At 45.9% G+C, this 19,617-nt stretch carries 15 protein-coding genes; 10 read left to right on the forward strand and 5 right to left on the reverse strand.

What is annotated here, in order from left to right; translation table 11 throughout:
- Window positions 1–92 precede the first annotated feature (92 nt).
- From E4N69_RS05140 to E4N69_RS05150, 3 genes are all read right to left on the reverse strand, one after another.
- Window positions 93–2,231 (reverse strand): methyl-accepting chemotaxis protein, encoded by a 2,139-nt coding sequence (locus tag E4N69_RS05140; RefSeq protein WP_162663337.1) that lies wholly within the window; start codon window positions 2,229–2,231, stop codon window positions 93–95.
- A gap of 42 nt (window positions 2,232–2,273) precedes the next feature.
- Window positions 2,274–2,423, reverse strand: coding sequence for a hypothetical protein (locus E4N69_RS05145; protein WP_162663338.1), 150 nt, complete (start codon window positions 2,421–2,423; stop codon window positions 2,274–2,276).
- A gap of 326 nt (window positions 2,424–2,749) precedes the next feature.
- Window positions 2,750–3,103: an ISAs1 family transposase gene (locus E4N69_RS05150; RefSeq protein ID WP_162663339.1), complete on the reverse strand. Its 354-nt coding sequence runs from the start codon at window positions 3,101–3,103 to the stop codon at window positions 2,750–2,752.
- Between the two features lie 188 nt (window positions 3,104–3,291).
- Between E4N69_RS05150 and E4N69_RS05155 the strand changes: the two genes are divergently transcribed.
- From E4N69_RS05155 to E4N69_RS05170, 4 genes are read left to right on the forward strand one after another with little or no spacing between them, the layout of a single operon-like run.
- A complete protein-coding gene (locus E4N69_RS05155) occupies window positions 3,292–3,546 on the forward strand; it encodes a hypothetical protein (RefSeq protein ID WP_162663340.1) in 255 nt (84 codons plus the stop codon).
- 24 nt (window positions 3,547–3,570) lie between these two features.
- On the forward strand, window positions 3,571–4,542 hold the full coding sequence (locus E4N69_RS05160; protein WP_253824716.1) for a TRAP transporter TatT component family protein: 972 nt from the start codon (window positions 3,571–3,573) through the stop codon (window positions 4,540–4,542).
- A gap of 46 nt (window positions 4,543–4,588) precedes the next feature.
- Window positions 4,589–5,620, forward strand: a complete 1,032-nt coding sequence (dctP, locus tag E4N69_RS05165; protein ID WP_253715497.1) for a TRAP transporter substrate-binding protein DctP — start codon at window positions 4,589–4,591, stop codon at window positions 5,618–5,620.
- A gap of 15 nt (window positions 5,621–5,635) precedes the next feature.
- Entirely contained in the window at window positions 5,636–7,462 is a 1,827-nt protein-coding gene (locus E4N69_RS05170) for a TRAP transporter large permease subunit (RefSeq protein WP_253824717.1), read from the forward strand.
- Between the two features lie 21 nt (window positions 7,463–7,483).
- On the opposite strand, the gene pcnB is transcribed toward E4N69_RS05170, so the two are convergent.
- The gene (pcnB, locus tag E4N69_RS05175) at window positions 7,484–8,671 is read right to left on the reverse strand and encodes a polynucleotide adenylyltransferase PcnB (protein WP_162663344.1); all 1,188 of its coding nucleotides are present in this window, start codon (window positions 8,669–8,671) and stop codon (window positions 7,484–7,486) included.
- Window positions 8,672–8,931: 260 nt separating this feature from the next.
- Here pcnB and E4N69_RS05180 point away from each other — a divergent pair, with 260 nt between their 5' ends.
- The 6 genes from E4N69_RS05180 (at window position 8,932) to E4N69_RS05205 (ending at window position 17,333) form a co-directional block, all read left to right on the forward strand.
- A complete protein-coding gene (locus E4N69_RS05180; protein ID WP_162663345.1) occupies window positions 8,932–9,450 on the forward strand; it encodes a bacteriohemerythrin in 519 nt (172 codons plus the stop codon).
- 130 nt (window positions 9,451–9,580) lie between these two features.
- Complete coding sequence (locus E4N69_RS05185) at window positions 9,581–11,638, forward strand: alpha-amylase family glycosyl hydrolase (protein WP_253824718.1); 2,058 nt, start codon at window positions 9,581–9,583, stop codon at window positions 11,636–11,638.
- A gap of 155 nt (window positions 11,639–11,793) precedes the next feature.
- Complete coding sequence (locus E4N69_RS05190; RefSeq protein ID WP_253824719.1) at window positions 11,794–13,023, forward strand: sugar ABC transporter substrate-binding protein; 1,230 nt, start codon at window positions 11,794–11,796, stop codon at window positions 13,021–13,023.
- 125 nt (window positions 13,024–13,148) lie between these two features.
- Window positions 13,149–15,047: a glycoside hydrolase family 13 protein gene (locus tag E4N69_RS05195; RefSeq protein ID WP_253824720.1), complete on the forward strand. Its 1,899-nt coding sequence runs from the start codon at window positions 13,149–13,151 to the stop codon at window positions 15,045–15,047.
- Between the two features lie 19 nt (window positions 15,048–15,066).
- The gene (locus E4N69_RS05200) at window positions 15,067–16,449 is read left to right on the forward strand and encodes a carbohydrate ABC transporter permease (protein ID WP_162663350.1); all 1,383 of its coding nucleotides are present in this window, start codon (window positions 15,067–15,069) and stop codon (window positions 16,447–16,449) included.
- Window positions 16,449–17,333, forward strand: a complete 885-nt coding sequence (locus tag E4N69_RS05205; RefSeq protein ID WP_016524050.1) for a sugar ABC transporter permease — start codon at window positions 16,449–16,451, stop codon at window positions 17,331–17,333. Before E4N69_RS05200 ends, E4N69_RS05205 begins: the two co-directional genes overlap by 1 nt.
- A gap of 97 nt (window positions 17,334–17,430) precedes the next feature.
- On the opposite strand, the gene E4N69_RS05210 is transcribed toward E4N69_RS05205, so the two are convergent.
- Window positions 17,431–18,765 (reverse strand): ATP-binding protein, encoded by a 1,335-nt coding sequence (locus tag E4N69_RS05210; protein ID WP_253824721.1) that lies wholly within the window; start codon window positions 18,763–18,765, stop codon window positions 17,431–17,433.
- Between the last annotated feature and the right edge of the window lie 852 nt (window positions 18,766–19,617).

Here is a 19,617-nt window from a genome sequence, read left to right on the forward strand (position 1 = left end):
ATGTTTTTTGAATACCTTCACAGAATAAATAAATGTGTATCGCCCTTCCCGAAAAGTATCCATACATCCTAATAGCAAAGGAAAAAAGATACCTACACTTTAAACTTACCGACTTCTATCGCAAGATTTTGAATACTCGCTTTATTTTTCTGGGTGATCTCGTTGACCTCCTGTACGGCATTGTTAATCTGCACCGCACCTGCAGCCATTTCGTTCATGCTCTCGGTGATGATGCGTGTTAAATCATCGAGCTTGCGCATTTCTTCGGCAACTCCTTCACCTCCTTTCAGCATTTCTTCCGAGCCAGCCAGTACTTCAGTCGTTACCGTGTTGATGTTCTTGATGGCAATAAGAACATCATTACTGCCGTTTTCCTGCTCGTGCATTGCTTCGGTCAGGTGAGCACTCATCGACTTGACTTGCTCGGCCAAATTAAAGATGGTGTTGAACTTTTCTTCAACGGTTTTTGACGAGGAAGAAAGCATTTCGATTTCTCCTGATAAGGTCTTTAGTGTCGCCGTAATGGTTTTTCCCTGCGTTGCAGAATCTTCTGCAAGTTTGCGGATTTCATCGGCAACAACGGCAAACCCCTTACCGGCTTCCCCCGCATGAGCTGCCTCGATCGCGGCATTCATCGCCAAGAGGTTTGTTTGACTGGCAATGTGCTGGATAACGCTTGATGCTTCCATCAGCGAGCCCGACTCCTCGGCGATTTTCTGTGTGACGCTATTCGAGGTAATGAGTGTTGCCTTACCGTCGCCCGTTGCGGTGGTCAGCTCTTTGATGGCTGCATCGGTTTTGCTGAGTGTCTGTCCGATTGAGGCGATATTCGAAGCCATCTGTTCGATGGAGGCGGAAGACTTGGCGACGCTTGCGGTTTGTATTTCGATGCTGTTGTTCAACTGCTTAATCGTGCGGACAATTTCCTCGATGGTAGCGGCCGTTTCGGTAACGCTGGCCGCTTGTGTAAGCGCCTGCTGTTTGACACCATCAATGTTTACGCTGATTTGGTTTACGGCACTGGCCGTTTCGGTCATATTTGAAGCGAGCTCATTCCCGATATCTTCCATCGTATGTGAGTTCGTACCAACGTTTTGTATCGATGAGCCGATCTTCGAAATAGTTTGATTAAAGTATTTTGACATATCAGCGATCTCGTCGTTGCCACGTACGGGTAGACGCACTGTCAAATCACCCTCACCTTGCGCAATATTTTTAAGGGCGACAACGGCCGAATTCAGTGCTTTTGTAATATGAAATACAAACACCAAAGAGATAATTAAAAAGATTATTAATAGTGTGAAACCGATGACCAATATAGATTGTAATATCTGATAAAATTCAGAAAAAACCTCATTTTCCTGCATCAGCGCTATTAGCTTCCAATTTAAACCATCAATAGTGTACACTTCAGCCAGCCATTTTTTATTATCTATGTTTACAGTCATGCTTCCCGAATCAGCTGCTGCAAATTGTGCAAAAGCGGGAACGTTTGTATCTTCTATTTTTTTGAAATTAAAAGAATCGTCTTTCGGATCGGCCAATATTGTTCCATCTCCTTGTACCAGCATGATATAACCTGTTTTTCCTATTGCCAGTGCTTTTAACATTTCGGTCAGTGTTTGTAATGTCACTTCTATACTGACATTGCCGATATGTTCATTTTGAAAAGAAAAAACTCCCTGTGAAAGACAAATAACCGTATCGCCTGCTGTGGAACGATAAGCCTCCGTAATGATCGGGTTTTCGGGAGTTTTTGAGGCAGCTTCATACCAAGGCCGTTTTCTCGGATCATAACCGCCTGAAAGCGCTTTGTCACACGTTGATGTATAGCCGCCCCACTTAGTTCCCATAAACACACACATATAATACGGATAGCTTTTATGAATATTTTTGAATAAATTAAATACAGCTGTTTCCGTTGCGCTTTTTTCTATGGTATTGATATCGGATACTTCAGTCTTTGATATATATTCGTTAAAAGAAGTATCAGCATTCCGCACAGCTGAGTGACTGGATAGCATACGTAACATGTATTTTGTATTATCGAAAAATAAATTGATATCATATTCTATTAATTTGATATTTTGTTGCATGTTTTTATGAAATCGCTCCCGATCTGTTTTCCGAATTTGAAAACCGATAATGGTAATAATAAAAAAAATAAGCGTTATAATAAAAACAGCAAAAATCGAAATGAGTTTATAACGGATTGAAAATCGTTTTTTCATTTGTGTTACTCCTATAAGTTGCTTTTTATTCGTGCGAAAGCTTTAATACTTGCCGTTTCTCAGTGCACTCTGCATCGAAGGTATTTCGTTGAGGGTGTTTATCATGATGAGGATTTCCGGTAGCGGTATGGATGCTATCGTTTGGGGAAGTACAGCCTTATACATCCCTGCACTACGGTTTTGCTTTTGCATAGAACCACTGACCTCCTGTCAGAGAGGTAAAATCACTTCTGCGTATAATGACGGACGGGGATGTATGGTAGAAAAAAGAATTTAAGGAGGTATGCTTTTAACACTGTGACGAAGTAAACATCTGTGTATGTCTAAGAGTTGCGGGGGGGGGGGGGGTATCAATAAATCAGTATATGAACATAAACCGATATATAATAATCCTATTATTGGATATTTTTCCATACTCAGCCCTCTTTTACTCCATATTTAAAGTATTCTGCTATAGTAATGTAATAATTATAAACCGATAGAGAAAAGATTGTCAAGAAATTGGTATCAACAGGGCTTCAGCATGAAAAAAGGATCTGAGCTCTAAAATTATCGTCGTAGATGCAAGCGCGCTTGCCCATACTGAGCGTATCCATTTTAGAGAGCATCTTAATTCTGTTGTAAACAATTCTTCTGATAATAGCTAGGTTTTCTGCTGCATTCCGGTCAACAACAGTACAGGCATCATCAGAAAACAACACATCTAAACACCAATGTAAGTTATTTTCTATCGCCCAATGACTGCGTACTCCCTTTGCAAATTGTTTTACATCTGTAACACTCGTAATGAAATAGCGAATTTCACGGCATTCTTTCCCCTTCCTCGTTACAATGCTTTCAACCATGCCGAATGCAGCAAGGTGCTTCCACACATTACTACCATCAGTATTTCACTTATCGAATGCTTTACTTTCCAGTCTTGCCGACTGTCTTCTACTTGTTCAAATAATATCCCTTCCACCATAACATTACTTTACTATACTTTTCTTTCATGCTGAAGCCCTGTTGTATTGCTGCTATCATATTGCATTCAACGATAAAACATTCTATAATCAGCTTTATGTCTGAGACTGTCGACTGGGAAGAGAAAAGGTATCGGGATATTTTTGATGACGAAACACGCCTTCTTGTTAGGCGGAGAGCTGCCGATGCAAGCTGCAGTATCGAGGATATACAAGGGATTCTTGATTCGCTCTATGTCTTGGATGGTAATAATGCTACAGGACGGAGTTCCGTGCAGCAAATCGCGCTTTCCGCAACCATCGCCGCTTATGAAGCCTTTATTCATCAATGGCAAAAAGAATTAACCGTTTAATACGATAATATAGAGGTTCCTTTTATGACCGTAACTCTAAAAAAAATATATATTTGTGTAGCGGGATTATTCCTGCTCGTGAGTGGTTGCTCCATTAAACGTATGGCCTTTAACGGTATCGCGAATACGCTTGCCCCCTTTCCTGCGCCGAAAAGCGGTGCCTCAGGCGGAATTGACGCAGCGGCTGCGCTTACCGGTGAAGATGATGTAAAGCTGGTTTCGGAGGTATTTCCGACGGTATTAAAAACGTATGAGATACTGCATCTCAGTAATCCGCAACATCGCGGTTTGGCTGTTATGTCCGGTTCTCTCTATATTATGTATGCAAACGCTTTTGTTCAAACACCTGCCGACTATATTCCCGAAACTCAATTTCAAAAAAAGAATCTTGAGTATTTGCGGGCAAAAAAATTTTACCTTCGCGGAGCCGATTATGTGATGCAATCACTCGATGGCGCTTATAAGGGTTTTGCTGAAGCGATGGCGCATTATACAGACGATAAAGGTACCCATTTTCTTACCCGCTGCAGAGCCGCTGATGTTGAATCACTGTATTGGGCCGGCTGCGGTATACTTGGGGCATTCTCGCTTGATCCGATGGATACCAATGCGCTTGCTGCAGTTCCGGGTGCCGTAGCGATGCTCGAGCGGGCAGCGGAACTATATCCGACGTTTAACGACGGCGCTATTTGGGAAACGCTTACGGCTTTTTATGCTGCCGCACCTGAATCCTTGGGTGGCGGCGCGGATAAGGCGCAAGAGGCGTATCGTAAAACATTGGAGTTGAGCAGCGGGCAGCGACCGTCGGTGTATGTCCTGTATGCGCAGTCGTTTTGTGTTCCTGCACAGGACAGCGCCGGTTTTGATGAGGCTTTACGCAAAGCATTGGAAATTGATCCGAAAACGCAGCCGAGTAATAAACTCACCATTACCCTCAGCCAAACAAAAGCACGCTGGTTACAAAAAATGAAAGGTGATTATTTCCTAGGCGATTAGTTTATCTTTGCATCAGTTATATTCAGTTATATAAGGAGAAGATACTGTGAGAAAATTTTTGACGCTGTTTGTTGCCCTGTTTATTGCTTCAATGACTCTTGTCAACGCTGAAGAAATCGTACTAAAGATAGCAACCGTTGCTCCTTCCCGTTCTCCGTGGGATATTGAACTTAAAAAAGTTGCCGAAGAATGGAACCGCATTACCGACGGGCAGGTAACGGTAAAAATTTATAACATGACAACTCTCGGTGGAGAAAAGGCGGGCATCCAAAAGCTCAAAGCAGCGCGTCCCGGGCAGCAAGCTCCTTTGGATGGGGCAATCTTTACGATGATCGGTTTACATGAATTGGTGCCCGATGCGTATATCTATACGCTTGCACTTCCTTTTTTGCTTCAAAATCAGCAAGAGCTTGACAAAGCGCTCAGCGTATACGGCAATAAAATAGAATCGAGAATTAATGCTGCCGGTTATGAGTTGATTGCATGGTCGAATGTCGGGTGGCTTTCTTTTTATACAAAGGAGCCGTATAAAACTCTCGGGGAATTAAAAAAGATAAAATTGGCAGTCGCCGGTTTGGATAGCCCTATTTTAAGTGATAGTTTTAAACTGAGCGGTTTTAATGTCGTTGATGTTGCAAGTCAAAAATTCTCTCAAATGCTAAAGAGTAAAAACGGTATCAGCGGTTTCTTTGCAGTGCATCTTTTAACTTATGCAGGAGGGTATTACAAGGATATCAGCTACGCACTTGATACGAAATTATGTCCTATCATGGCGGGTTTTGTTATTTCCAAGGCTTCGTGGGATAAGATTCCTAAGAAGTACCATGCCGCTATGAAGGAGGCAATGGAAAAAGCTCGTAAACGGCTCAACGACGCGCTTGACGATTCTGATGCCGACTGTGTCCGTAAAATGGAAGCAAGCGGTGTTACGATGATTCATCTTTCTAAAGATGAGCTGAAAAAATGGGAAGCAGAATTCAGTATGAATATTAGCGATATCCATCGGGCTTTTCCGAATGCATTTGATATGGATATGTATCAAAATATCCAAAAACTCATTGCTCCGATGCGTAAATAGCTGTGCGATAACAATATGAGAAAGATTGTCAACGTATTTGTACTTTTTCTGGTCGGTATATTAATCACATTACCGATCGTATTTTTTCTCATTAACGATATCGGCGGTATTCCGGTGTTGGACGGGGAGCGGGTGATCATCCATGCCGTTTTTATTTTTGCGTGTTTTGCAGGTATGATTACCAGTGCAGATCACAAACAGTTGAATATCGAGGTCTTTAACCTTAAACTGTCCGCTCGACTGAAAAGCATTGTTAGCCAAATCAATAACGGTATAACGACAGCCGTCCTTACGGCAATCTTTTTTGCCTGTTTTCCGAATATCTTAGTCGTAATAGACCCTGCCGATCTTGTGTGGGGAATACCGGTACGGTTTATCTTCGCTGCGCTGCCGCTCATGTTTTTTGCGCAGCTCTTTTTGTGTTTCAAAAAGAGCGGAGCGCTTATATCCTCTTTGGTAGGGCTTATTTTCGGTTTATTCATCAGCTGCGGTTCGATTGCCGTTATTCTTTATGCGCTTTTAGGCAGGGATAGCCCGTTTCTTACCGTGAGCGCCTCCCTCTGGCAATCTTTCAGCGCTCCGTTAATGATACCCCTTATGCTTGTGTTGATTGCTGCGGGGCTTTTCGGGTTACCGCTTTTTATCGTATTGCTCGGGATTACCTATACGGCATTCAGCCAAGGCGGCGGATATGTCGATGTGATTCCGCTGGAAATGTATCATATTTTAACGGATACCAGCATTGCAGCAATCCCTCTTTTTACCATTGCAGGGTGCCTGCTGGCGGAAGGGAGCGCCGGTAAGCGGCTAATGGAACTTGTTCGCGGTACTGTCGGTTGGATTAGAGGCGGAGTAATTATCGCTTCCGTACTCGTTCTTACCTTTTTTACTACTTTTACCGGTGCATCGGGCGTAACTATTTTAGCGCTCGGCCCGCTTATCAGTGTTATTTTAACCGGGAATGGTTATTCGAAAGATGAATCCGAATCGCTTATTACCGCTTCCGGTTCTCTCGGTATCCTCTTTCCTCCCAGTATGGCAATTATTATCTTCGGCGTAACCAACATCATGACCATTGATATCTTCGATGTATTTAAAGGGGCGATCTTCCCTGGGATATTGCTTACGCTGTCGATGATCGTTATCGGTGTAATACGAGACCATTCAAAAACACGGATACCGTTTTCTTTGACTGTATTAAAAAACGCTTTCTTCGGTAGTTTTTTCGAATTGTTATTGCCGGTGTTTATTATCATTCTTTATTTTTCCGGCCTTTTTTCGCTCCTGCAAACGGCTGCGTTTACCGTGCTTTATACCTGTGTATTGGAAGTTATTATCCGTAGGGATTTTTCATGGAAGACGGCTGCCGCTTATATATTGAAAAGTATTCCCATCGCAGGAGGTGTACTGATTATCATTGGCGCAGCAAAAGGGCTAGCTTATTATTTAATCGATGCAAACATACCATCGGTTTTGACGGATATTGTGCAGACGTATATCCACTCAAAATATGTGTTTTTGCTATTGCTGAATGTGTTGTTGATTTTTGTCGGCTGCATTATGGATTTATATTCCGCTATTTTGGTTGTGTCTCCGCTCATTATGCCGATCGCCGAATCCTTCGGAATCCACCCCATACATACCGGCGTCATTTTTTTGATGAATTTAGCGCTTGGGTTTTTAACGCCTCCGATCGGAATGGACTTGTTTATTGCAAGTTATACGTTTAATAAGCCTGTTATCAAAATAGTAAAGAATATTCTTCCCTTTCTCGGCGTTCAAAGTATTATTTTACTGCTGGTTACCTATATTCCGTGGCTGACTACCGCTTTGCTTCAATAAACTGTTTGTTTGGCAAGGCTGTTATCGAACAGGTTTAGTAGCCGGAACAGCGGGTTTGGAGCCGCGCTTTCCCACTGCTCGTGTTCCTTGTTTTGCAACGGTATTTTGCCGTGCAGATCCGCGCGGCCGACGTTTGGACGGCTCTTTTGCTTTGGCGGTACCGGTAAGTCGTATATCCAAGCCGCCTTTTCGAAGGCAGTATTTTACCGCATATTCAAGCTCTGTCCGCTGCGGGTTCATCGGCAAGACAAAATGGCGACACTCGGCATATACCGCCTTATAAACAGCCCGCGGTTCTCCTTCCCAGTCGGTAATCAGCTGTAAAAAATTACGGATGAGGTAAACAAGCGCCTGTCCTTGCCTCTGAATCTTGTGCTCTGCAATTAATCCGTCCAGCTCTTGCATGCTTGCAAAATAATGTTCGGAAAAATGAGGCGAATCCTCGATAAATGAGAAAGCCAAAGGCTGTAAATAGAGGAAAAGGCGATAATGCAGAAGTGTTTTAAAAATGTCCGCCGCATGCCCGCTCATTAGTATTTTGCCTATCTCTTCGGTTAAGCGGGAAGGGGATACATATTCGAGGAGCGGCGCATCACGGTGAATTCGACAGCGAAGAAGCAGCGGGATTGCGGCACCGGTGATAGTCGCGTATTTGACGGCACGAATCATCCGTACCGGATCTTCTGCGAAAATGTGAGAAAGCTCGATAATCGGGCGCAGCCGCTTTTTTCGGATATCTTCCACGCCGCCGACATAATCGACGATGATATTTTTTATCGGATCGTAGTAGAGCGCATTTAATGTAAAGTCGCGGCGCCGCACATCTTCGTCGATAGTGCCGAAGCTGTTTCCGACCGATCCCTCCTCCAGTGATCGAAAGGTGGAAACTTCATATATTTTAGGACCGTAAAAAACATGCACCAATCGGAATCGCTTTCCGATGAGCCGGGAGTTTTTAAAAATTTTACGGATACGAGCGGGTTCTGCCGATGTTGCGATATCGAAGTCCTTCGGTGTTTTTCCGATCAGCAAATCGCGAACAGCGCCGCCGACAATGTAGGCCTCATAACCTGCATTATGTAATCCATTGATAATACGGATCGCTTCGCCGTCTACCTTACGGGGATCGATGGAATGTTCCGTTGCCGTATATATAAGCGCCTTTGACAGTTTTTTATTCGTATTATTTCGAGTATATCTTACTAACATTACAGCGAGATATTGTGCCGTGAATTTCCGATTCTGTCAATCTTGCATTGACGGGTCTGCATCAATGGGGATGACCTTAAAGTGCGAATTTCCATTTGACATTATAGCTATATCGTTTTATCCTAATAATGATTACTAATATATAAATTGGGGATACCTAAAAGCTAACCGAGTTTTTAGAGATACCCAATCGTCTAAGAATAACCGATTCTTGGAAACGATTCAGTATGAGTAATCGGCATAATAAGGATGAAAAAAGTATGATAACAGGAACAAAAGAGACGGAAGAGTTGAATACCGCTTGGGTACAATGGGATAAAAGACTGGAGCTTGGTATTCCGCGAATTGATTGTCAGCATCGTAAGTTGGTGGCAATGTGCAATGAGCTGCGCGAAGCGCTGATGAACCGCCAAAAACGGAGTAAGGACGAATGGTTGGTAACCGTAGGCAATGTACTGCGGCAAGCGGTTAGCTATACCAAAACACACTTTACCGATGAAGAGAAATTGATGAAAGCATGCGGTTTTTCCGGCTACGAAGCTCATAAGCAGCGACACAAGGAGTTTGTCCAAACAATTACACAGGTATTGATGGGTTTTGACGAAATGACTTTGACGCTCGGTTTTGATTTTGCCGACTACCTTAGGGATTGGATACTTTCGCATATCGCCTGCGAAGATAAGCAGTACTGTCCGGTTATGCGCTCCTTTTATCGTGCATTGCAGGAATACAGCCAACGGAATCATACGATCGGTACAAATAGTGGAAACCAGCCTTAGATTAGACCCTTCGCACAAAAATATTTGGGAGTTTCTGAAAATCTAACCGAGTTTTTTGCAGATACCCATTTATATATTGGCGATTCAAGGGGGAATATGCTAATATAAAGTATCGATATATGGAAGGTTTATGAGATCACCCGTCAAAGCTCTTGAACAGACAATTCCGCCTCGCGATACCCAGCTCGGCGCCGTGTATGATGCCGCCGCTCAAAGCTGCCGTTTTTCTTTATGGGCGCCGACTTCCCGCGATGTGTCGGTAAACCTCTATCAAAACGCCGGTGATTCAACGCCTGCTTTTACGGTTCCGCTTCAGTATGACGATGCAACCGGCCTGTGGTGCGGCATCTTTGCGGAGCGGGATCCGGAACAGTTCTTTTATGATTACACGCTGACAAATGAAGCGGGAACGCATACTGTGCTTGATCCGTACAGCCTCTCGATGGCTGCTTGTACCGGCAGCGACGGTATCGGACGGGGCGCTATTATCAACCTGCAAAAAGAAACACTCAAACCGGAGCGGGAATATCCGTATATCGCCTTGCAAAAACGGGAGGATGCGATTATTTACGAAGTGTCCGTCCGCGATTTTACCGCAAGCCCCGACTCCGGCGTTAGAAATATCCCCGGCACGTATAAAGCCTTTATCGAAAAAATTCCCTACTTACGCGAACTGGGCATTACGCATATTCAGCTGATGCCGGTGCTGAACTTTTACTACACGGACGAGACAAACCAGCAGTATGAAGATGCCGGTACGGTACATAACAACAACTACAACTGGGGCTACGACCCGCATAACTATTTTACGCCCGAAGGCTGGTATGCAAGCGAGCCTGAAAATCCCGAAAGCCGTGTACGCGAATTGCGGGAGCTGATCAACGAGTGCCATCGGGCGGGACTCGGTGTAGTGCTCGACGTGGTGTATAATCATGTTGCGCACACCGATCTTTTCGACGCGATTGTTCCGGGCTATTACTTTCGGACAAATCCCGACGGCAGCTATACCAACGGCTCGTGCTGCGGGAACGATATTGCCTCGGAGCGGCCGATGGCACGAAAGCTTATTGTCGATTCGGCTGTACACTGGGTGAAAAACTATAAGGTTGACGGTCTCCGGTTTGATCTGATGGGACTGCTCGATACCGAGACGGTGCTGGAGGCGTACAACTGCTGCAGGAAGCTTAATCCGTCGGTACTGTTCATCGGGGAAGGCTGGAAGCTGTATAACGGAGCAGAAGGTACCGTCGGTATGGATCAGCGGTACATGACCGAAACCGACAGCGTTGCCGTCTTTAACGACGAATTCCGCGATTTGGTAAAAGCAGGCGGTATGAATGAGGAAGGCAAAGGCTTTTTGACCGGCGGCAACGTCGATCTTAAACAGCTCTTTTGCAACTGTATCGGTTTACCTCAGTGCAATTACACCGCCGACAGCCCGGGTGATAACGTGCAGTACCTTGTTTGCCACGACGGACTTACGCTGCACGACTGCATCGCCCATAATGCAGGGCTTGATGAACGTATCCCCTCGCAACGGCAGGAGCTGATTGCCCGTATCAAACTCGGCAACGCGCTGGCGCTTACCTGTCAAGGGATCGCATTCTTACACGCCGGACAGGAGCGGGGTCGTACCAAGCCGAATGTGCACGGAGCGGCGGAAGAATGTATCGGTGCTTTTGTCCGCAACAGCTATGACGCTTCGGACAGCGTTAACCGTATTGTATGGACGCTCGATGAGGATTACGCCGAGCTGCTCGCATACACGCGCGGGCTTATCGCGTTGCGGAAACGGTTTGACGTGTTTAGAATAGGAAATGCAGGACGTATCGCGCAAGCCGCCGCGTTTTTGCCCGCAGAAGATGCCGTGTGTGCCGCATCGGGTGATTGCAGCGGTAACCGATGTGCCGTAAAAAGTGATGACGGAGCATTGTCCGAAACGGAGCAGCAGTACGGGCAGGCATTCGGGTACACACTTGACTGGACGGATGGTACGTGGTTTTTGTTGTTTAATGCGGCGGGAACGGAACAATGCTTTGCGCTCGGCGGCACATTACAAAAGCCTGTGGTTTTTGTCGATGGAGCGGCGGCATCGCCGGACGGTATCACACATCCGTCCGGTATACGATTTGAGCAAAAACGGATCATACTAGATCCGTACACTGCGGCTATTGTTCGCAGTGAATAGACCTGTTCGATAACTTCGTTGTCGAACAGGTCGGCGAGTTCTAAATTGTACAAATAGCACGATTTAGAACATCGCGTTTCAAGGTAACCTGTTCAGAAACGGAAGTTTCCGAATAGGTTTAGTAGATTTTTTTCATAACAGACTGGAGGTGTTATATGAAAAAAGCAATTATAGGGCTTTCTGCCTGTGTATCTTTGGTGCTTCTTCTTGCTCTTACGGGGTGCGGCGGAGGTTCCGAGAAGAAGGACGATAAAGCCGGCGCTATGAAAGGCGAAACGGTTACCATCAAAATATGGGAATCCGAAGGCCCCGAAAAAGATTTTATGCTGTTCGCTGCGGAAGAATACAAGAAAACGCATCCGAACGTATCCTTTGTGTATGAACCGGTTCAGTCGACCGATGCGCGCACAAAGATTGAAATGGACGGCCCCGCTGGTGTAGGCGCAGATATCTTTGTTGCACCGCACGACCATATCGGCGCCCTTGTCGCAGGCGGTCATATTCTCCCCTTCGACGATGCGTCCGTCCTCGACAACTTTATCCCCGCTGCATTGACATCCGCCGCGTATGAGGGAAAAAACTACGGGTATCCGCTCGCAATCGAAACCTACGCATTGTTCTATAATAAAGACCTTTTACCGGAAGCCCCCAAGACATGGGACGCGGTGGAAACGTTTGCAAAGACATGGAACGATAAAGCTCAAAATAAATATGCATTGGTCTGGGGTGTCGGAAACGCATACTTTAACTACATCTTTATGAGCGGCTTCGGCGCACCGCTTTTCGGCCCGAACGGCGATGACCCCAAACAGCATAACGTCAATAGCCCCAATGCTATTACCGGCTTAACCTATTTCCAGAGCCTGCGCAAGAAAATGCTCGATGTTCCGTCAGGCGATATTACCGATGATTTCTGCAATTCCTCGTTTACGGAAGGTAAAGCCGCGATGATTATTACCGGCCCGTGGAAGATCTCCGATTTTTCAAAAACAGGCCTTAACTACGGTATTGCACCCATTCCGGTATTCCCCGGCATGACCAATCCTCCGGCATCATTCTCCGGTCTCCGCTTGGCCTTTGTCAGCGCCTACAGTGATCATCCGGCGGAAGCGCAGGATTTTGCAAAATTCCTTACCTCAAAGCCGATATTGGAAAAACGGTATGAAATGACCAAACAAATTCCGCCCCGCTCCGATATCACCATCAGCGATCCGTTAAGTCAAGGTATTTTAGCACAGGCGCAATACGCAACACCGATGCCCACCATTCCCGAAATGGGCAAATACTGGTCTGCAATGAATGCAACTTTTGCGAATATCTGGGACGGCGGCAATGTTACGGAAAAACTGAATGCTGCTGCGGCTACAATGGAGTCGATACAATAGGGTATTTCTAAAAACTCACGTTTTTAGAGGTTCCCAAACGGTATCTTTTAAAACCCGATTCACAGTCTGCAAAGCGGATTGCGAATCGGGTTTTTGGACAGTTTTCTTGGATATAGGTGCTTGGTATGCAGTTTTCTGCAATAGAACATCGCAGTATGGATAATTTTTGTTATCCGCTCAATGAAAATGAACTTATGATCGGCATTAAAACCGGCAGCGACATACGGCGTGTATTTATTGTATACGGAGATCCGTTCGACGGTTCGGTAACACCGGACGGATGGGTATGGGAAGGCAAACGGCAGGAAATCACCCGCAAAAAAGATCTTCCGTATCATACATGGTGGCAAGCAACGGTTATGCTTCCTTATGGACGGTGTAAATACTGCTTTGAACTGCACGGTCAAGATGAAGGCGATGTCCGCTACTGTCTGGAAAACGGGTTTTACACGGCAGATGAGCTTGTTACGCTGCGCCGGATAACCGGTAATTTTCCCGGTTTTGAGTTTCCGTGGCTGGACGGCGCCGAATGCGTCCGCGTACCGGATTGGGTACCCCGCACAGTGTGGTATCAAATTTTTCCCGATCGGTTTTGCAGGGATACCTCCTCGCAGAAACCGAATGATCTGCCGTGGCCTGCTGCCAAGGATGTCGTTACCAACAATGAACACTATGGCGGTACGCTTCGGGGTATAACCGAAAAGCTCGGTTATCTTGCCGATTTGAATATTACCGGCTTATATCTTAATCCGGTTAATGCTTCACCGAGTGTGCATAAGTATGATACATCCGATTATCTGAATATCGATCCTGCATTCGGCAGCGCAGATGATCTGCATACGCTGGTGAAAGAAGCTCATGCGCGCGGTATAAAAGTGATGCTGGACGGCGTCTTTAACCACTGCGGCTGGGACTTTGCACTGTGGCAGGATGTTGTCCGCAACGGAAAAGCCTCGCCGTATTTCGATTGGTTTATCGTACAAGAATGGCCGTTTGAAACCGTTGTAGAACCGGAATGTGAAGCCGTCGCGAGCCGAAGCCGACCGTCCGGTACAAACGGAAAGAGCGGAAAGTACAGTACGTTTGCGTATGTCGATACGATGCCGAAGCTGAATACCAATAATCCTGCCGTCGTCGATTACCTGCTGAACGTATGCGAAACATGGGTGCGCAGTTATGATATTGACGGGCTCCGGCTCGATGTTGCGAATGAGCTTTCGCACACATTTTGCAGGCAGCTTTATCGGCGGATGCGCAGTCTTAAAAAAGACTTTTACCTGCTTGGAGAAATATGGCGCAGTGCCTTGCCGTGGCTGCGCGGCGGCGAGTTGGATTCGGTAATGAATTATCCGCTCGCGCTGTGTTTCTGGAAATTCTTTTACGATAAAACGCTGCCCGCCCTGACTTTGGAGCGGGAAATAAATGCCGTTTTTACCGCCTATCCCGAACCTGTTACCGTAGGCCTGTTTAATCTGCTGGATTCCCATGATACGCCGCGCCTTTTTACCCGCAATGGCGGTGATGCATTCGCCGTATGGCAGCAATACGCCCTGTTGTTGAGCCTGCCCGGTTCGCCGTGTATCTATTACGGCAGCGAGGTTTTGCTTGCAGGCGGAAATGATCCCGATTGCCGCCGTTGTATGCCGTGGCAGGCTATCGAAGCAGGTGAATACGCCGAACCGATGAGCATGATGCGGCAGTTGATTGCTTTGCGCCATACGCATCCGGCAATGACCGCTTCCGGTTACTCATATCTGCATGACGTACCGCTTGCCGAAAGCGAACCGAATAGAATTATTCATTTGCAAAAGTATGCCGAAATGGTAGAACCTGCGGAAACTACGGAGACCGTTGAAACCGTGGGAGTTTCGATTACGCGGAGCATAGACCTCATTCTCAATTGCGGTACGGCTCCGGTATCAATCGCACAGATAATAGATGAAAAAACGCAAGTTTTCGTATCCCTGCGCTGCAGGGATAAAACGGTACAGCCCGGCGGCTTTATCTTTTTTGAACATGGGTAATATATAAGGAGGAGTTTTAATGGCTACAACGACCTTACAAGGCGCCGCCGTTATCGACAAATCAATTATCAAAAAGACGTCAACCGCATCGACGTGCTTTATGGGGCTCGGTCAGATCCTCTATTTAAAGCAATATGTGCGCGGCGCCTTTTTCGCTTTGATGGAATTGGCGGTCTTATTTTTGATCTTTTTTGATCAGACGGTTATGCAGTTCAATGGAAAAGGCCCCATCGTGCGGAGTCTGATCGGCCTTATCACACTCGGAGATGAAAAACCGAATGTCCCTATCAAGATGAAGGATCATTCCATCTTTATGATGATCGGCGGTCTTATTACTGTGCTGTTACTCGTCGTGTTTATCGGCGTATATGTTGCGAACGTGATCACTGCCAAAAAAACGGCGGCCTATATCGTGGAAAAGCAGCGCTATCCGTCTACTGAGGAAGCCCGTAAGAAGTTTGTCGAATCGGCGTTTCCGTATCTCGGACTAAGCCCTGCGATCCTGTTGATGCTGTTTTTCACTGTTTTGCCGCTCATCTTTTCGGCGCTGGTTGCCTTTACGAATTACTCATCGCCCAAGCACATCCCGCCGAACAACCTTGTCGACTGGGTCGGTTTTGAAAACTTTATCACGATGTTCAATTCCAAGCTGGCGAATAGTTGGTTCTCCGCTTTCGGGCGCGTTGCACTGTGGACGGTTATCTGGGCGTTCTTTGCAACTACGACCTGTTATTTTACCGGTATGATCTTTGCGGTTATCCTTGTCGACAAGCGCATCAAGCTGCCGAAATTCTTCCGAACCGTGTTTATCCTGCCGTATGCCATTCCGGTTATGCTGAGCTTGTTCATTTGGGCGAACCTTTTGAACGGAACATTCGGCCCCATCAACCGGTCGCTGATGCAGTTCGGTCTTTTGAGTGAACCGATTAAGTGGCTTTCCGACCCGTTTATGGCAAAGATTACGATGCTGTTGGTCAATATTTGGATCGGCTTTCCGTATAGTATGATATTGATTACCAGCAATATGACGGCCATCCCTGCGGATATTTATGAGGCGGCAACCATTGACGGCGCGAATAAATTGCAGCAATTCTTCCGCATCACCCTTCCGTTGGTACTGTTCCAAACGATGCCTATTCTCATTATGCAGTTTGCCGCCAATATCAACAACTTCGGTGCGGTATTCTTCCTTACTGCCGGCGGTCCGAATCTTGACGACAGTATTCAGACAAAGGCGGGTGCAACCGACCTGTTGATTTCGTGGATTTATAAACTCACGTATGATACGCCGACTTTGTACAACCTTGCCTCGGTACTTTCCATCCTCGTGTTTGTCGTGCTGGTGCCGTTCGCAGTCTATAATTTTACGCATACCAAGGCGTTTAAAGAAGGAGAACTGTAATGAAAAAGCATTCTCTGAGTACCATACTGGTGCTGATTATCCTGTATACCGTCCTTATTTCGACGGTGCTCTTTGTCCTCTATCCCGTTGCCTTTACCGTCGGCGCAGCGTTTACCAAAACCAATTCGTTGGCGGCAACAAGCATTTCTCCTATCCCCAAGGAACCGTCGGTGTATCAGTTTAAACGGCTTTTAACACCCGCGGACAAAATCGTCGAAGGTACAACCGATGTGCGCGGCACCAACTACGTTAAATGGTACGGAAATACCCTCAAGATTGCGGTGTTCAATGTTCTTTTGACCTTGGCTGTCTGCGTAACCGCCGCCTATATCTTTTCCCGTTTTAGGTTTCCGCTGCGGAAGCCGCTGCTCGCTTCTATGATTGTGCTGCAGATGTTCCCAAGTTTTATCGGAATGGTTGCAACGTATGTGCTGCTATGGAAGATAAACGGCTTAAATACCCATTGGGGACTCCTTTTGGTATATGCGGCGGGCAGTGTGCCTTTTAACGTATGGCTGATGAAAGGCTATTTTGATACGGTACCGAAAAGCGTTGAAGAGGCGGCTCATGTCGACGGCGCCGGTTCGTTTACCACATACGTGAAAATTGTACTGCCGATGGTAAAGCCGATGATTATGTTCCTTGCGCTTACCAGCTTTACCGCACCGTGGATGGACTTTATCTTCCCGCGCCTTATTTTGCGCAGCGACGATAAAAAGACCTTAGCGCTCGGCCTTTTCGAGCTGATTAACGGCCGCGCAAACGATAACTTTACGATGTTTGCCGCCGGAGCGCTGCTCGTTGCGGTGCCGTTTACGCTGCTGTTTATGGCAGGGCAGAAATTCCTGCTCAAGTCCCTTGCCGCCGGAGCGGTAAAAGAATAGAAAAGGGCAGGGCAAAGAATTGGCAATGGGTAATTGGTGATGAGTAATTATATTTCCAATTACCCAGTTTAAAACCAGGTAGGGGATATCCGGGGCGCTACTTGTAGAGAGGCGCTATATACTCCTTGATGCGAAATAACGTATACAGCGGAAGGCTCCACACACGGGTAGAGCCAATCACATTACTACCCACATTTTTAAGGGACGTTTTAATCGCTGTCTTAGGTTCGTATCGGGAACAAAACAGCTGGAGACTTTTTGCTTTGGTATTATCCGCAGACTTTACTTCAATAGGGACGACGGCGCCTGCATAATCGGTTAAGAAATCAAGTTCCGCATCAGCCTTTGTCCGCCAAAAATAACTTTCTATGCCCAGACACTTTAGCTGAGTAAGGCAGTAGTTTTCGGTCAGTGCACCTTTGAAATGTATATAAGCGGAATCTCCTTCAAGAATGGTTTTAAAATGGATGTTCGATTTTTTACGGAGCAACCCGACATCGGCCATATATACCTTAAAATAGGTGTTATCCGCCATTCCCGATAAGGGGAGTTCCGGCGTTGGCGTCATATTCAGTTTATAGGCAATACCTGCGTTTACCAACCATTCAAGCGCATCTTCAAGGTCTTTTGAGCGCGCGCTTTTTTTTACGCGGGAAAAAACGAACTTGTTGTTATCCCGCGCTATTTGCGAAGGGATCGCCTCCCAAATCAGCCGTATTTTTGTTGCCGTTTCTGCGGTCGTATGCTTGCCGAAATCTTCCGCATAGCCTTTTAAAATTTGTTCTTGTATTTCTTCTACTTGACGGTAATCATGCGTGTCAATCCACGTTTGCACGGCTTTCGGCATTCCGCCGACGATGTAGTAGTTCTTCAGATATTTTTCCATCGGAACCGTATAAAGTGCAGGCATCTCACAGTCAAGCTCATATTTTCCGATACCGTCTATATATTTCGACCCGCCGTCTGCAATGACAAATTCTTCAAAACTCATCGGATACATTTCAAGCCGGTCAACCTTACCTACCGGAAACGATATTCCTTCTTTACGCAGCGCGACTCCCAGCAGCGAACCCGCTGCTATAATGTGCAGCTCCGGCTTTTCCTCGTAAAAGTATTTAAGCGCCTGTATTGCCCGCGGACAATCTTGAATCTCATCAAAGATAATCAGCGTTCTTTCAGGGAGAATTTTATGTCCATATACGGCGGTTTCAAGTTCATCGATGATTCTTTCAACATTAAAATCGAAATCAAAGATCGACTGCAGCCCCATATTTCCATCAAAATTAAAGTATGCCGTTTCTTCAAATGCCCTTTTACCGAATTCACGGATAAGGTACGTTTTGCCGCATTGCCGGACACCTGTCATCAGCAGGGGTTTGCGATTCTTCTTATTCTTCCAGTTGATTAGTTGATGTAATATCGTACGTTCCATAAATACGGTACCTCTCCGTCAAAGATAGCGTTTTTCGACCGAATATTCAATAAGTTACTGCGTTTTTCGACCGAATAAATGTATTTTTATTGCATTATTAAACCGAATAAGTGCGGTATATACGAAGACGTTGCAGATGACCTCGCTGAAGGTAAATCCCTTGCATTATCTCATTGTTAGCCCTATAATCATAACCATGCCGAGCCGACACACCGCATATCCGCAGTCAAAACCGCCTCCCATAAGCCTTTTGCAAATATGCAGCATATCTGCGTTGTCGCTTCACAAAAAACAGTCCTCGACGTATCAGAACCGCCACGGACGGCGGTGGTTCTGTGCAGTAACACGTTTGCAATGCAAACGTGTAGGTAAACAATGTACAAGGACGTACATTGTTTACCGTGCCTGCGGGTGTTTTTTGTACGCTCCTAGCATCTATACCGCCTATTTGCAAAAGGGGCAAAAGGGGCTTGACACGCCTGCAATCGGCGGCATAATTCTCACAGCTCACAGCTCACAGCTCACAGCTCACAGCTCACAGCTCACAGCTCACAGCTCACAGCTCACAGCTCACAGCTCACAGCTCACAGCTCACAGCTCACAGCTCACAGCTCACAGCGTGAATTATGTCTAAATAATTCTTTATTTTATTTTCATAAACAGCTTCAGTTTTCTTTATCGGTAAGCCCCTAACGATAAAGCAAACGGGTAATTTGAAACTATTAAAATACCGCAGAGGGAACATTACGATAGAGGCGGATACGGCAATCTAAGGAGGTATACTCGCGAGTCAATCGCATCATCATCAGCAGCAGAAAAATAGAACAATCCATTTCAAAATCTTATAATCTA

The sequence above is a fragment of the Treponema sp. OMZ 906 genome (assembly GCF_024181185.1).
Lineage (GTDB): Bacteria > Spirochaetota > Spirochaetia > Treponematales > Treponemataceae > Treponema.

Bases quoted from the DNA above. Each gene is read 5' to 3' on its own strand.
- E4N69_RS05160 (WP_253824716.1), top strand. From the start codon at position 3,571: ATGACCGTAACTCTAAAAAAAATATATATTTGTGTAGCGGGATTATTC.
- E4N69_RS05185 (WP_253824718.1), top strand. From the start codon at position 9,581: ATGAGATCACCCGTCAAAGCTCTTGAACAGACAATTCCGCCTCGCGAT.
- pcnB (WP_162663344.1), bottom strand. From the start codon at position 8,671: ATGTTAGTAAGATATACTCGAAATAATACGAATAAAAAACTGTCAAAG.
- E4N69_RS05190 (WP_253824719.1), top strand. From the start codon at position 11,794: ATGAAAAAAGCAATTATAGGGCTTTCTGCCTGTGTATCTTTGGTGCTT.
- E4N69_RS05195 (WP_253824720.1), top strand. From the start codon at position 13,149: ATGCAGTTTTCTGCAATAGAACATCGCAGTATGGATAATTTTTGTTAT.
- E4N69_RS05170 (WP_253824717.1), top strand. From the start codon at position 5,636: ATGAGAAAGATTGTCAACGTATTTGTACTTTTTCTGGTCGGTATATTA.
- E4N69_RS05155 (WP_162663340.1), top strand. From the start codon at position 3,292: ATGTCTGAGACTGTCGACTGGGAAGAGAAAAGGTATCGGGATATTTTT.
- E4N69_RS05180 (WP_162663345.1), top strand. From the start codon at position 8,932: ATGATAACAGGAACAAAAGAGACGGAAGAGTTGAATACCGCTTGGGTA.
- E4N69_RS05140 (WP_162663337.1), bottom strand. From the start codon at position 2,231: ATGAAAAAACGATTTTCAATCCGTTATAAACTCATTTCGATTTTTGCT.
- E4N69_RS05205 (WP_016524050.1), top strand. From the start codon at position 16,449: ATGAAAAAGCATTCTCTGAGTACCATACTGGTGCTGATTATCCTGTAT.
- E4N69_RS05210 (WP_253824721.1), bottom strand. From the start codon at position 18,765: ATGGAACGTACGATATTACATCAACTAATCAACTGGAAGAATAAGAAG.
- E4N69_RS05145 (WP_162663338.1), bottom strand. From the start codon at position 2,423: ATGCAAAAGCAAAACCGTAGTGCAGGGATGTATAAGGCTGTACTTCCC.
- E4N69_RS05200 (WP_162663350.1), top strand. From the start codon at position 15,067: ATGGCTACAACGACCTTACAAGGCGCCGCCGTTATCGACAAATCAATT.